A 14,640-nucleotide genomic window follows, 5' to 3' on the forward strand; every position below is an offset into this window, starting at 1 on the left:
GGTTATTTATGATCTGTTAAAAATTACTCGCTTCCAAAAATCCTGCATAAATCCTAACCCGTAGGCAATAAGTTGGGTGAAGGCGGCAATAATGCTCAAAAATGCAATTTTTGCCGATTTGTTTTTCCACCACGCGTGAAAAAATATTAACAAAATAATTAATGCCAATATAAAGTTACCTAATTGGGCTATTTGCCAATTTAATAAATTAAAAACAATAGTACCCAGAATGAACAAAGTAAATGCAGCCGGAAAAAAATGTACCAGCTTTAATTGTTCAGGGAAAAATTTGTAAATGTTAATACGCGCCCTTCCAAAAAAATGAAGCTGTTTATAAAACTGTAAAAAATTGGTGCGCCTTTTATGATAAACTATGGCATCAGGTATCAACCCTATTTTAAAACCCAGCGAGTGGATGCGGATGCTGTATTCAATGTCTTCGCCCAGGCGGGTAATAACAAAGCCACCGGCTTTTTCCCATACCTGTCTTGATACACCCATATTAAAACTGCGCGGATGAAACTGCCCTATAGCTTTTTTATTGCCGCGTATGCCCCCGGTTGTAAAAGGGGAGGTCATGGAGTAGCTGATAGCCTTTTGTGTGGGCGTAAATGACGCGTGGGCACCATCAGGGCCGCCATAGGCATCAAGATAATTGGTGGCTAATGAATTATTTACTATCTCCAGGTAATTGGCGGGGATAAGGCAATCAGAATCAAAGATTATAAAATAATCGCCTTTGGCCCGCTCAAAACCATAGTTGCGGGTAAAGCCCTGGCCTTCGTTTGATTTTTTAAAATAACGAACGTTAAGCCGGTCTGTAAAGCTGTTTACAATAGTTTCGGCATCATGAACAGAACCATCTTCAATTACCAAAACCTCAAACTGCTTATAAGTTTGCAGTGTAAGGGTTTCCAGCAGTTCTTTGATTTCCTGCGGCCGGTTGTATAAAGGAATGATGATGGAAAAAAACATGTTGTTAAATGTGCAGATATGCAAATGTGCAGATTTCAGATGTGCAAATATGCAGATGAAAATTTGGATGTGAAGATTTCAAATGTGCAAATATTAATTTTTTTTTGATAATTTATAACTCCTTATAATCTCTCTCATCTTTACATTAACAATTCTTTCATTTGCACATCCGCACATTTGAAATCTGCACATCAGAGTGTCTCCTCTACCTGATAATTATTACGTTCGTTTGCGTTTCTTGATACCAGTTCGGCAACAAAACCGGTTAAAAATAACTGCGAACCTAAAATTATGGCTACTAAGGCTATATAAAATAATGGGTTTGCCGTTATATCCCTGTATTTTTCGTTATGGGCTATCAGGTAAAGTTTTTCGCAGATGATCCAAATAGCGATTACTAAACCAGCAAAAAAGCTAAGTGTACCCATAGTGCCAAAAAAGTGCATGGGGCGCTTGCCAAATTTACCTACAAAAAATATGGAAAGGAGGTCTAAGAAACCATTTACAAAGCGGCTCATGCCAAACTTGGTTTTGCCGTATTTACGGGCGCGGTGCTCAACCACCTGTTCACCAATTTTGGTAAAGCCTGCCCACTTGGCCAGTACGGGTATATAACGGTGCATTTCGCCGTAAACCTCAATGTTTTTTACTACGGTTTTGCGGTAAGCTTTTAAACCGCAGTTAAAATCATGCAGATTATTAATACCACTCATTTTGCGTGTAGCGGCATTAAATAATTTAGTGGGTATGGTTTTACTCAGCGGATCATACCGTTTAGCTTTCCAGCCCGATATGAGGTCGTAATTTTCTTCGGTGATGCGGCGGTAAAGCTCCGGGATCTCATCGGGGCTGTCCTGCAGATCGGCATCCATGGTGATAATAACATTACCGTTTGCAGCCGCGAACCCAGTGTTCAGCGCTGCCGATTTGCCATAATTGCGCCTGAATTTAATGCCTTTAATAAAAGGATTATTTAGCTGCAGTTTCCTGATCATTTCCCATGAACCGTCCTTGCTGCCATCATCAATAAGTATGATCTCGTAGGTAAAACGATGTTCATCCATTACCTTGCTTATCCATGAGGTTAACTCAGGCAATGATTCTATTTCGTCATAAAGCGGTACTACTACTGATATATCCATTTATTAGGAATGTGATGCCGGGCGATGGTTTTATGCGCTCTTAATCATCCGCAAAAATATAAAAAATAGGTAATGATTATAGTAGGATAAAAGAGAAAGGCTTTTTAAGGCAAGAGGATGTATGTAAAAATGGGATTATTCATCAGATCTATACTTATTATTTTTTGTCTCTTATCTTCTATCCTTTCTCTTTTTATCATTCCTCTTTTGTTCTTTCTGTAACAATAATAATATGTTAAAATATGTTATATGATCGTTATCACCTATTTGCATAGGTATAATTTTAATATATTGGCGTTCATAATAAATCGGGAGAGATTCATGAAGTTTTATAAAATAACGCTTTTTATCCTGTTGTGCGTTTATACGTGCACAGGATATGGGCAAAGTGCTGATCAAACCGGTGCAAAATACGATCAGCATAAGGTATTTAATCCGCTTTTTTATCCTGAAAAAGGCAACGAGTTTAGAAATGCCGGTGGTGCACCGGGTTCAAAATACTGGCAAAACCGTGCTGATTATAAGCTGAATATTACATTGGATACCGCAAAGCACCGGGTTGATGGCACAGCTTTGATCACTTATACCAATAACAGTCCTGACGCGCTGCCTTTTTTATGGTTACAGGTAGAGCAGAATATTTATAAGGAAGACTCCCGTGCCGATGCTACCAGCCCCATAACCGGCGGACGGTTTAGCAATAAATCATATACCAAAGGCGATGAAATAAAGGCCATTTATGTAACAAAGAATGGCAAAACCGAAAAAGCTGATTATTTAGTGACCGATACCCGCCTGCAAATAAAACTGAAAGATTCATTAAAAGCAGGTGGCAGCAAGCTGCAGATAAAAATTGAGTATGGATTTGACATTCCACAGTATGGAACCGACCGTATGGGACGCTTACTCACTAAAAATGGCTGGATATACGAAATGGCACAATGGTATCCGCGTATGGAGGTTTATGACGATGTAACGGGATGGAACACCCTGCCGTATCTTGGCGCAGGTGAATTTTACCTGGAGTATGGTAATTTTGATTATACTATTACCGCGCCATCGAGCTTAGTTGTGGTTGGCTCAGGCGAGCTGCTTAATCCCAATGAGGTGTATTCGCCCACAACTTTAAGCCGTTTGGCCGAGGCCCGTAAAAGTGATAAAACAGTCACGATAAAAGATTCGACCGATATTTTACGGGGCAATGATCGCCCTAAAAAACCGGTGCTTACCTGGCATTTTTTCTGTAAAAATGCCCGCGATGTGGCCTGGGCTGCTTCAAAAGCATTTATATGGGATGCGGCCCGTATAAATTTACCCAGCGGTAAAAAGGCACTCGCGCAATCAGTTTATCCGGTTGAGAGTAAAGGGAATACAGGTTGGGGGAGATCAACCGAATATGTAAAAGGTGCAATTGAACTGTATTCGAACCAGTGGTTTGAGTACACTTACCCGGTGGCTACCAATGTAGCCGGTACAGTTGGCGGTATGGAATACCCGGGGATTGTTTTTTGCGGTTCAGAAAATAAGACGGGAGAATTGTGGGAAGTTACCAATCATGAGTTTGGGCATAACTGGTTCCCGATGATCGTAGGATCAAACGAACGCAAATATGCCTGGATGGACGAAGGCTTTAACACTTTTTTAAATAATGTAGATACCAAAGTGTTTAATAAAGGCGAGTATTATGTAAAGCCCGATGAGCAAAAGGCGGCGCCCGGGCTATTTAATCAGGATGCAGAACCCATTATGACCATACCCGATGTTTTGCAGGCCGAATTTTTAGGCGTGGCGGCTTATGAAAAACCGGCATTGGGCCTAACCATTTTACGCGAGCAAATACTTGGTGAGCAACGTTTTGATTATGCCTTTAAAACCTATATTAAACGGTGGGTATTTAAACACCCCACACCATGGGACTTTTTTCATACTATGGATAACGCCGCGGGCGAAGACCTGAGCTGGTTTTGGAATGAGTGGTTCTTTACTACCTGGAAGCTTGATCAGGGGATAAGGGATATTGCCTATCCTAATGGTGATGCCACAAAAGGGGCGCTCATTACCCTGGAGAACCAGGAAGAAATGGCGCTGCCGGTAACCATTTTGATCAAAGAAGAAAACGGTAAAACAGCTACAGTAAAGCTGCCTGTTGAAATATGGCAGCGCGGCGGTGTATGGACTTTCCCCTATAAATCTACCTCAAGAATTGTTTTGGCCACTATTGACCCCGATCATCTTTTACCGGATATAAATCCCGAAAATAATTCATTTAGCGGTTTGCCTATACCTAAAGGCATTACGGCAGCCAGCATAATTAAAACTTATATTGATGATATTGGCGGGGCCGAAAAATTAAAAAATATCAAGGATCTGCAAATTTCATCAACCAGTATAGTGCAGGGGTCCGAAGTGCAAATGGTAACCCGTTACAGGACTCCAGATATGTTTTTTCAGCAAACAACTGTGCCGTCATATAATAACCTTATAGTGAATCATGTTTTAATAAATGGCGAAAATATGAGCGCCCAGCAGCTTAACAGGGAAATTACTTTGGACGATGTAAGTAAAAAAATAATGAAGGTTAAGAGCAAACCATTCCCTGAGCTCGATTATGAAAAAAATGGTTATGCCTTAGAGCTTGATTCAGCACTAAAAATTGTGAACGGCGATCTTGCTTATGAAATTGATGTAAACATTGCCGATGGAGCCAGAATAAAGAACTTTTACAACCAAAAGACCGGCTTAAAGGTAAAACAAGTAATAGAGGGCCCTATAAGTTCGGTAACTGAATGGAGTAATTACGAAGGTATAACCGGAGGTATCAAAATCCCGTTTTCGATCAAAACAACTTTACTGGGGCAGCCTGCTGAGTTTAAGGTTAAAGAAACGGCGGTGAATAATAATATATCGGCTACTTTGTTTCAGTAGGAGAAATATCATGAGGATAACAAACTTACGAAGTTTCTAAAACTTCGTAAGTTTTACATGTCAGCATCTCACATTAAAGTAAATGCAATGCCTATTGTTACTTACTTAGCATGTGGGATCCCGAAATAAATTCGGGATGACTGATTTATACTGGTTTATATTAATCTAATCCCAGCGCCTTGCTTGTCCTTGCCCTGGTAGCTTCGCTTAAAGCTTCATCATTAGCTAATGACTGACCGTATGACGGGATCATTTGCTTTAATTTTTGTTGCCAACCGTTCGTTTTGATATGGCTTTTAAAGCAGCGCTCTATGAGGTGTACCATGATAGGCACTGATGTTGACGCGCCAGGCGAAGCGCCAAGCAGTGCCGAAATACTGCCATCGGCAGATGTTACTACTTCGGTACCAAACTCCAGTACACCACCATGTTTGGCGTCTTTCTTTATAACCTGTACGCGCTGACCGGCTATATCAAGCGTCCAGTCGTTTTGGTTTGCTGTTGGCAGATACTCTTGCAGGGCTTTTAAACGGTCCTTGGGCGATTGCAATACCTGGCTGATGAGGTATTTGGTCAGCGCCATATTATCGCGCCCTACGGCAAGCAGCGGGCCTATGTTATTCAGTTTTATAGAGCAGAACAGATCAAGCAGCGACCCCCGCTTTAAAAAACGGGTAGAGAAGCCGGCATAAGGCCCAAAAAGCAATTCTCTTTTGCCATTGATCATGCGGGTATCCAAATGCGGTACCGACATTGGCGGCGAGCCAACTGAAGCCTTGCCATAAACTTTAGCTTCATGACGTTTTATTATATCGGGGTTATTGCACACCAGCCATTGCCCGCTTACCGGGAAACCGCCAAAACCTTTACTCTCGGCAATGCCCGATTTTTGCAGCAGCGGCAAAGCGCCACCACCGGCGCCAACAAAAACAAATTTTGCGTTAAGTTTTCTTTTTTGCCCGCTTGTTTTGTCTTTTACGGTTACCAGCCAGCTGCCATCCTGATTGCGTTTTAGGTTGGTTACATCGTGGTTAAGGTGCAGGCTAACGCCTTGTTTTTGTTTTAGCTGATCAAACAGGCTGCTGGTTAAACTGCCAAAATTTACATCGGTACCCATATCCATAAATGTGGCCGATACCTTTTCGTTCTCATCGCGCCCCTCCATTACCAGGGGTATCCATTTTTGGATCTGGGTACGATCTTCTGAGTACTCCATCCCTTTAAAAAAGTGATGTTTGGTAAGGGCCTGCTGGCGCTTTTTCAGGTAATTTACATTCTCGGGCCCCCAAACAAAGCTCATGTGCGGTACTTTGCGAATAAAGCTTTGCGGTGATGGGATATATTTTTGCTCGATAAGATAAGTCCAAAACTCTTTGGTGGTTTCAAACTGTTCGGCAATTTTTATGGCTTTTTTTATTTCAACAGTGCCATCAGGAAGTTCGGGGGTATAATTTAGTTCGCAAAAAGCGGAGTGGCCTGTACCTGCATTGTTCATGGCGGCCGAACTTTCTGAGGCTATAACATCAAGTCGTTCAAAAATTTCAATGGTTAAATCGGGTTGAAGCTCTTTAAGCATTACTCCCAGTGTAGCGCTCATGATACCAGCACCTATTAAAACTACATCAATCGTTGTTCCTGAAACTTTATCGCTTTTAGTCATCTTAGTATAATACCTGTAAAGGTATGTTTCAAATTAAATTATACCAGGTATAACCTGATTTTTGCAAAATTGTTATGCTGATTAAGTCCTGCCGACTTGTTTAATTGCAGGGTAAAATTAAATCAGACAATTTTAAGGAATTTTTAGAGAAAAGCCGTCTTTTCCTGTCCGTTAAATGCAATAAAAACCATGTTTAAATTTAGATAGCCATGATTTTGCTAATAACGGATGATGAAATGTAATTTATGGTGCGATAACACAAAAAGCTTTAAATACTGTATACTGTATATAGAATAAAATATAGTATAAGTGTAATATGAGTGTGTTAAAATTAAATTCCTGCTTTTGTGTTTTAATCATAGCGTTATGTGCCTGTGGTAATTCCAAATCAAAGCCCGTATCAAATGATATTTCAAAAACCACGGTGCAGGTAGCCGGTAAAAAAGATAGTGTGATCAATAACCCGCAAAAAAACTATGGTACAGCTACCGTTGCCGATCCCTGTGTAAAATGCCTGTTACAGGTGATACAGACCAGTAAAAGCTACAAAGAAAAAACCGCATCAGTCTTACCCCAAAATATAACTTATACAGTTAACTGGATCAGGGCATCTGCACCGGCCGAACCTGCAAACAACAGTAAAGTAACTAATGGATTAAAAGTTGATGTAAGGCAAAATGAGGATGGTGAAGAAAAAAAGTTGTGCGCATATGTTTACAACAACGAAAACGGCTCCATGTATTTACTCAATAACGAAAATAAATACCAGCAGGAAGTATCGAGCGTAACACCAGCCATCCTTAAAAAGATCAGGAACAGTTGCTATTGGGGTGTAGCGTCGGGGAAGTGAGTTGCGTGTTGCGTGTTGCGTGTTGCGTGTTGCGTGTTGCGTGTTGCGTGTTGCGTGTTGCGTGTTGCGTGTTGCGTGTTGCGTGTTGCGTGTTGCGTGTAAAATGACAAACAATTTAGTCAAAAAAATCAAAGCAATCAAACAAATCACCCTAATCAACGGTCAAGAATCATGGTAATCCTTTAATCGTGCGAATCAAGGTTCAGACGAAATCACATCAATCACTTCAATCAACGGTCAAAATCCTGATAATCCTTTAATCCCATAAATCCAGGTTCAGACAAATGGTTCAGACAAAATCAACGAAATCACACCAATCACCTAAATCAACGGTCAAAAAAATAGCGATGAGTTTAAACCCATCGCTATACAAGTATTTTAAATGCTGCCTGCCTGGCGGCAACTGCTTACTATGTAGTATAACCCAGTATTTTAAGCACCTGCTTGCTGTTCTGTTCTTCGCCAAACACCTCAAAGTTAAATGTTTCATCGCGATTGCGGCGGATGATCACATGCTTTGGCGATGGCAGCAGACAATGGTGTATACCGCCATAGCCGCTTAATACTTCCTGATAGGCTCCGGTATTAAAAAAGCCCAGGTATTGTACCTTACGGGTTTTGGGCATAAATACGCTGTTCATGTGGGCTTCCTGGTTGTAATAATCCTGCCCGTCGCAGGTAATACCACCCAGATTTACGCGCTCATATTCAGAATCCCAGTTGTTAACCGGTAACAGGATATATTTTTGGTTCAAAGCCCAAACATCGGGTAGGTTAGTGATGAATGATCCGTCAAGCATTAACCATCTTTCACGATCATTCTGTTGCTTGCGGCCCAGAACCTTATACAAGATACCTGATGCTTCGGCAACAGTGTATTTGCCAAACTCGGTAATAATATCCGGTTCAATGGTGTCATGCTCGGCACAGATCTCTTTGATCCGGCTCACGATCTCGTTGATCATGTATTCGTAATCAAAGTCAAAAACCAGTGAATCTTTAAATGGCATACCGCCACCAATATCAAGCGTGTCAAGGGCCGGGTTAACCTTTTTAAATTTGCAATAAAGCGTTACGTATTTCTCCAACTCGTTCCAGTAGTACGGCGTATCAGAAATACCGGAGTTGATAAAGAAATGTAACAGCTTAACCTGAAAATTAGGGTTATCCTCTATTTTATTATGATAAAAGTCGATTACATCTTCCATACGCACACCTAAACGCGAGGTATAGAATTGCGAATCTGGCTGCTCTTCAGCGGCTATACGGATACCCAGGTTACAAGGGGTTTCCATCTCGATCTCATCGTCGTAAAGGTTAAATTCTTCCTTATTATCCAATACCGGGATGATGTTTTTAAAGCCATCATGCAGCATATCAATAATATATGTTTTATACTGGAAGGTTTTAAAACCGTTACATATCACGGTGATATCCTTGTTTACAGCGCCTTTTTTCTCCAGGGCATCAATCATCGGCATATCAAAGGCTGATGAAGTTTCCAGGTGGATCTCGTTTTTAAGCGCTTCTTCAACTATGTGCCTAAAGTGCGAGCTTTTGGTGCAATAACAATATTTATAGCTGCCGCGATAGTTATTTTTAACAATAGCCTGCTGAAATAACAGCTTGGCTTGCTGTATTTTTTTAGTTATCATGGGCAGATAAGTGAAGCGCAGAGGAGTGCCATACGTTTCAATCATCTCCATTAAATTAAGGTCCTGAAAATATAGTTCATCGTCGATGATCTCGAAACCATCCTGCGGAAAACCTACACTTAGATCAAGAAATTCCTGGTAACTTTGCATTTATTAAAATTTTGGCAAAAATGTAATTTTTAAACGGAATTAACGGCCAAATGTCAGCATAAAATTTATGGTCTGAATGTAATTTATTTGTAGCGGGTTTGTGAGGTGGTTTACCGGGTTCGGGAGGATGGGTAAAAGCTTAAGTGAAATACTAATTTATGTGTATAAGTGGTGCGGGTGATAACACCACAGGTGTTCGGAAGAATTATTTTCAAAAAAAAATTGTCATTTCGAAAGAGCCTGCGGGAGGAATGAGGGTGGCGCGAAAGAGAAATCTTATATAATATACAAAGTGGATTTGCAGGTCGTATAGGATTTCTCCTCGTTCCTCGTCGAAATGACAACGTTTTTATTTCTTCCGAACACATCCCGTGATAACACCGACCACGGGCTGAATATGAAATTCATTCAATTAATATTGAAAACGTAAAGTTTAAGCGATATTCAATTCAGATAAAGGTAAAACGGAAAATAATAGGGTTTAATTATTTAATAATAAAGGTAATATTAGGGCTAATCATCAACGATTAGCCCTTTTTATTGTGAAAATCGTGATAATTAAAATATACTAAACTATTATAAACTGTCATTGTCTTAATTAGTAGTTATTCACCTAAAATTAAAGCTTATGATAGTCTTATTAATTGCGTTATTGGGAAGTTCTGTTTTGGGTTATTTTATTGCAGATAACACAAGCGAGGGCGAATGTTAATATATCCCTATTTAGGAATTTAGTAAAATGTGTTGAGAAGGTTAATCATAAAGGGTTAACCTTTTTCAGTTATATAGGGTATAAATTCAAATGCTTGATTATCAAGTGTTTTGGCCTGTGTTCGGTGTTGTCACCGAACCACCCTAAGGCTAAATAAAAATGCTTATTGGCTATACATGGTGCGGTGATAGCACACCGACCATAGGCTGAATGTATTTATATCGGGTTCGTGGGGCGAGTTACGGGGTTCGGGAGGATGAGTAAAAGTTGGGTGAAATGCTAATTTATGTGTAGGAGGGGTGCGGTGATAGCACCGATCAAGGGCTGAAGAATGGGTACACGGCAGGTCACAGACGAGTGAGAGTGGGCACAAGTAGCTTTTGCCGCTTACTGCCCGACATGCTTGTGCCAGACAGGGGTGAAAAATGCACCAGCTTCACTATTTAATGAAGTAGCAGATTCATTCCATTTTTCATAACCTAATAATTTTTCTCCAAATGTTAGATTGTCTTTTTGTCGGTGTTCTACGGCAATATTGTGCTCTTTTATTTCTGCTTTTGAAAGTTTGCTCATTTATAGTCTTTCACTATAAATACTTTCCACTTTTGCAGAATGCCCTAAAAAGAGAAATTAATTAAAAAACTTAGAATTTGACCAATCGTTAATTGCAGGTAACTTATAATGGGAATAAGGTTCAAGTTTAGGGCGCATATTTTCCCAATTTTTAGCAATTGCTGTTATGTGACATTGCACTTCAAAAGAGAAGGCAAATTTAACGTCATCAATGATAGAATGGTGGTCTATCACTTCTGATGAATTATAGATACCATCTTTTTTAAAGTCGACCCAAATGCTCAAATCATCACTTAATCCGGGGTTATATGCGTCCATTAATGTTACTAACGTTGAACACAATAAATTATACTTAACCGCATTGGTGTAGTGAGAATTTGTTACCAACTTTTCTAAATTAGATTCACCAACTCCTACCAAATATTGGAGAACAAAATTTGCGGAATATCCTAACAGTTTTATCATTCCGGTTTCGCTACGTAGTTGGACTGGAAATAAAGTTGGATGTTCTTTCAAATCACTAAACAGCTGATGATATAAAGCACTTATTGCAATGCAATCAGCATCCAACTCTAATGTTTGACTATCAAGTGGTGGTAAATCTTTTTGAGTCAATTTGTTGTTTACCAAGTATTTTAAGTGACCATGGATGATGTGTGTGCATTCGTGCAAAATCAGTATTTTAAGCATTGCACTGAATACTAACTTTTGAAGTTGTTGTCTTTCGATGTCAAATATTAATTCGGGATTGACATCCTCTAAATCCAAAACATCATATAATCCGAAAGAATTTAATTTAATAATTGAGTCTGAATGACCAATGTCCGGAAAGACCAAATTGGATGATAAAAGTGATACGGTCAAATTGTTAAGATACATTAATGTACCCCTTGAAATATGCAGACCATAAAATTGACACTCTATTTTGGCATTCATTACCCATTCATCTACCTGATGATAAACAATGGGAACTAAAACCGGATTAACATTATTGCTGTCTAAGTAACGCGCAATATTGGGGATAATTGAATTTATTAAAAGTTCTTCTAATTCCTCATTTGTCATAAGGCAATATATCATTTCCCTTGCACATGTAAATATTCTAATTGAATACTATTTTATTTATAGATAGTGGATGAATAGCGATGGGAAAATTTAAAATAGGGAAATCAGAGAAAATTCAATTTAGCCCGTGGTCGATGTTATCACCGAACTACTTAGTAAGGCACTAAGAAATAATGGAATGTTTATTGGCTATATGCGGTTCGGTGATAACACCATAGGTTTCCGCCCCATGTATAGCGTTTTGTATTAATGCTAAAAATGCAAGTGTCTGATTATCAAGTGTTAATTAGTGTTCACGGTGTTCATGGGTGTAGATATGAACACCAGGCCAAATAGTATTTACCTATTTCCCCATCGGCAAATGCACCTCGGCTATCATGCACCTGGCGCTGCCGCCGCCATTGGTTTCAATGGTATTAATATCGGCATAAACTAACTTGCCGTATTTTTTCAGCGTTGTTTTTTGCCCCTCATCCAGCGCGTTGTAAGCGTTTTGCGACATCACGATCAGGTCTTCGCCGGCCCGGTTCTTTACCTCCAGCATATTGCCTGCAAAGCGGTTCATCTGGTCAAAGGTTATTTCCACAACTTCTTTATGGGCCGACCGCAGCGATTCCAGAATCACAACCTTTTCATGCGGATTAGGGATGCTATCTGTACAGATCACAGCGAATCCGCTGCCAATGCACATCAGCACATTGGTATGGTAAATGGCCTTGCCATTGGCGTCAGCTGCTTCAAAGCTGATGGCTTTATAACCAGCCTGTTCGCAAAACAGGGTCAGCACCTCTTTGTCTGTACGTGGCGAAAGACAGGCATAGGCAATTTTATTCTCCCTGTCGAGCACCATACTGCCGGTGCCTTCCAAAAATTTATTTTCAGCCTCAAAACGACTCAGATCAATCACATGCGCAACTTTAAAACTATCCTCCAATTTGCTGATGATATCTTCCCGGCGCTCCAGTCGGCGGTTTTCGGCCTGCATAGGGTACAGGAACACTGTGCCGTCTGCATGAAACGATACCCAGTTGTTTGGGAAAATAGAATCGGGGGTATGCGGCTGCGCGGTATCATCAACTACGGTAACACTTACACCATTTTCTTTTAATGTTTTTGCAAAACCGTCAAATTCGGCCAGCGCTTTATCCTGAACGGCCTGCTGGTCGGCGTCGCGGTTTTGGAAAGCATTGCTCCCCGCCGTTTGCTCATTAAAGCCGAAACTTACCGGCCTTATCATTAATATGTTGTTGGTTGATTGATTCATTTTAGTGCATATATTTTGTCTGAACCTTGATTAAATTGTCTGAACTTGGATTAAACAGATTGCTTATATTTTTGGGATTTTTATTTGTAAATCAAAGCCTTTGATCCAAAAATCATGGTAATCCTTTAATCGTATAAATCCAGGTTCAGACCACCTTATCCCTTAAAAGTGGCATACTCATACAATGAAAACCACCACGGGCCCTGGAAAGTTCGGCCGATGGCATTAAAATTAATGTATCGGTCATGGTTTGCGGGTCAAGCTCGCCATTCTCAAATTTTTGCAGCAGATCATTCACCCTGATCACGTCGAATCCGTTTTGCTTAAAGGCCTCTACTGTTTTGTCGTTACGGTCGTAACCTAAAACCACACCTTCTTTTATGGCCAGCAGGTTACAGGAATCGGTCCACTGTTCACGGGCATCAAAAGGAAATGTGTTATTGCCGGAGTATATGAAATTTGTTTTTGTACCGCTTTGCAGGTCATTCTCGCTAATGTCGGCGAGTAGGTCTTCAATACATCCAAACAGTCGCGGCTTTTCACCTTTTTCAAACTGCACAATTTCGGCCCTGTCCTTTTGCTTTTTATCTGCAAACCAGGAAATGGGTTCCTGCTCTTCCAGCGGCGCGTCGGCTACAGCCAGCGAGCGCAGCAGTACCCAGGTATCACGTTTTATTTGTGTAAATACGGTATCAATGTGCATGTAATCGCGCTTATGCGGAATTTTTACAATGGTTACTTTTTTTACCACATCATTATCAAACAATAATTTAATAGCCTCGTTGGCACCGCTTATGGAGGTGCGCTCGCTACAGCCAATAATTAAATGCTGCGGACTCACCATCATCACATCGCCGCCCTCTAAAGTGGTTTTTTCCAGGTTATCCTCGCCGGGCCGTAAAAAATGCTGTGCGGTTTCGGGTATCTCCAGTATGTTATTGCTATAGGCAGCAAACAAAGGGTGGTTAAAAAATATATACCGCGCCAGCAGGGTTTCGCGGAAGCGGGCCTTTTTAGCCGGTTTGTTGAGCAGCATGTGGTTATTAACCGCTATACCAATATCCCTCGAAAAAATAAGGTTAGGTATTGGGGCAAATATCATTTCCTCGTTATTTAGCGATCCCGATATGAATATTTTAGCCAGCTCAACAGGGTCGGTATTTATCAGTTGCTCTTGCAGGCGATAATTGCAGCTTTCAATAGCGCAAACCGAAGCCACCAGTTTTTCACGAATATCTTCCTGCTGTAAAATATCTGCCAGCAGGGTTTGTATTTCAATTACCTGGTTTGATGCATGGAAGCCGGCATTATCGGGTTTAAAAAACGCGCGCTCTTCATCGTTATCTATTTGCTGCAGTTTGCCTTTTATTTTATCGGGATCCAAAAAATAGAGCAATAGTTTTACGTAATGATCATACTCGTTTTTACGCATGGTATCCAGGTGAACTATATCCTCAAACAGCCAGTCCTGGGCTTTTGATGGCACAACTTTACCTAATCCGCTATCCGGGCTGTGGATGAGTAAGGTGCGCAGGCTGCCAATTTCGGATGTTACATCTATTTTAAAATCGTTGTTGGTTAGTATCATAAAAGGATATAAGAAGAGCAAATCTATTCAGAATAATCAATATTTTATTATAGCAAGGTTATTAGCAATTTAATTAATTTT

At 40.4% G+C, this 14,640-nt stretch carries 10 protein-coding genes; 2 read left to right on the forward strand and 8 right to left on the reverse strand.

The annotated features are described in order from the left end of the window. Positions 1-6: 6 nt before the first annotated feature. Positions 7-975 carry a glycosyltransferase gene (locus tag M2273_RS19530; protein WP_429399443.1) on the reverse strand — a complete coding sequence of 323 codons (969 nt, stop codon included), beginning with the start codon at positions 973-975 and terminating at the stop codon, positions 7-9. Positions 976-1,166: 191 nt separating this feature from the next. Beyond that, positions 1,167-2,117, reverse strand: coding sequence for a glycosyltransferase family 2 protein (locus tag M2273_RS19535; protein ID WP_429399444.1), 951 nt, complete (start codon positions 2,115-2,117; stop codon positions 1,167-1,169). A 321-nt stretch (positions 2,118-2,438) separates the two neighbouring features. Between M2273_RS19535 and M2273_RS19540 the strand changes: the two genes are divergently transcribed. Beyond that, entirely contained in the window at positions 2,439-5,042 is a 2,604-nt protein-coding gene (locus M2273_RS19540) for a M1 family metallopeptidase (RefSeq protein ID WP_429399445.1), read from the forward strand. 160 nt (positions 5,043-5,202) lie between these two features. Here the strand turns inward: M2273_RS19540 and M2273_RS19545 are convergent, their stop codons facing one another. Continuing rightward, positions 5,203-6,702 (reverse strand): malate:quinone oxidoreductase, encoded by a 1,500-nt coding sequence (locus M2273_RS19545; RefSeq protein WP_429399446.1) that lies wholly within the window; start codon positions 6,700-6,702, stop codon positions 5,203-5,205. Between the two features lie 316 nt (positions 6,703-7,018). Between M2273_RS19545 and M2273_RS19550 the strand changes: the two genes are divergently transcribed. After that, the gene (locus M2273_RS19550; protein WP_429399447.1) at positions 7,019-7,552 is read left to right on the forward strand and encodes a hypothetical protein; all 534 of its coding nucleotides are present in this window, start codon (positions 7,019-7,021) and stop codon (positions 7,550-7,552) included. A 410-nt stretch (positions 7,553-7,962) separates the two neighbouring features. On the opposite strand, the gene M2273_RS19555 is transcribed toward M2273_RS19550, so the two are convergent. The 5 genes from M2273_RS19555 to M2273_RS19575 form a co-directional block, all read right to left on the reverse strand. Further along, on the reverse strand, positions 7,963-9,357 hold the full coding sequence (locus M2273_RS19555; protein ID WP_429399448.1) for an arginine decarboxylase: 1,395 nt from the start codon (positions 9,355-9,357) through the stop codon (positions 7,963-7,965). Positions 9,358-10,456: 1,099 nt separating this feature from the next. Then, positions 10,457-10,642 (reverse strand): hypothetical protein, encoded by a 186-nt coding sequence (locus M2273_RS19560; RefSeq protein ID WP_429399449.1) that lies wholly within the window; start codon positions 10,640-10,642, stop codon positions 10,457-10,459. Between the two features lie 57 nt (positions 10,643-10,699). Continuing rightward, entirely contained in the window at positions 10,700-11,707 is a 1,008-nt protein-coding gene (locus M2273_RS19565; protein ID WP_429399450.1) for a hypothetical protein, read from the reverse strand. 343 nt (positions 11,708-12,050) lie between these two features. After that, positions 12,051-12,971 (reverse strand): citrulline utilization hydrolase CtlX, encoded by a 921-nt coding sequence (gene ctlX, locus M2273_RS19570; RefSeq protein ID WP_429399451.1) that lies wholly within the window; start codon positions 12,969-12,971, stop codon positions 12,051-12,053. A gap of 145 nt (positions 12,972-13,116) precedes the next feature. Continuing rightward, on the reverse strand, positions 13,117-14,559 hold the full coding sequence (locus M2273_RS19575) for an arginine deiminase family protein (protein ID WP_429399452.1): 1,443 nt from the start codon (positions 14,557-14,559) through the stop codon (positions 13,117-13,119). Positions 14,560-14,640: the final 81 nt, after the last annotated feature.

Origin of the sequence: Mucilaginibacter lappiensis (genome assembly GCF_050433765.1) — a bacterium.
GTDB lineage: Bacteria > Bacteroidota > Bacteroidia > Sphingobacteriales > Sphingobacteriaceae > Mucilaginibacter > Mucilaginibacter lappiensis_A.

What these genes read in the sequence shown, in the direction of transcription:
- M2273_RS19540 (WP_429399445.1), top strand. Translation starts at nt 2,439, where the DNA reads ATGAAGTTTTATAAAATAACGCTTTTTATCCTGTTGTGCGTTTATACG.
- ctlX (WP_429399451.1), bottom strand. Translation starts at nt 12,971, where the DNA reads ATGAATCAATCAACCAACAACATATTAATGATAAGGCCGGTAAGTTTC.
- M2273_RS19555 (WP_429399448.1), bottom strand. Translation starts at nt 9,357, where the DNA reads ATGCAAAGTTACCAGGAATTTCTTGATCTAAGTGTAGGTTTTCCGCAG.
- M2273_RS19560 (WP_429399449.1), bottom strand. Translation starts at nt 10,642, where the DNA reads ATGAGCAAACTTTCAAAAGCAGAAATAAAAGAGCACAATATTGCCGTA.
- M2273_RS19530 (WP_429399443.1), bottom strand. Translation starts at nt 975, where the DNA reads ATGTTTTTTTCCATCATCATTCCTTTATACAACCGGCCGCAGGAAATC.
- M2273_RS19575 (WP_429399452.1), bottom strand. Translation starts at nt 14,559, where the DNA reads ATGATACTAACCAACAACGATTTTAAAATAGATGTAACATCCGAAATT.
- M2273_RS19565 (WP_429399450.1), bottom strand. Translation starts at nt 11,707, where the DNA reads ATGACAAATGAGGAATTAGAAGAACTTTTAATAAATTCAATTATCCCC.
- M2273_RS19535 (WP_429399444.1), bottom strand. Translation starts at nt 2,117, where the DNA reads ATGGATATATCAGTAGTAGTACCGCTTTATGACGAAATAGAATCATTG.
- M2273_RS19545 (WP_429399446.1), bottom strand. Translation starts at nt 6,702, where the DNA reads ATGACTAAAAGCGATAAAGTTTCAGGAACAACGATTGATGTAGTTTTA.
- M2273_RS19550 (WP_429399447.1), top strand. Translation starts at nt 7,019, where the DNA reads ATGAGTGTGTTAAAATTAAATTCCTGCTTTTGTGTTTTAATCATAGCG.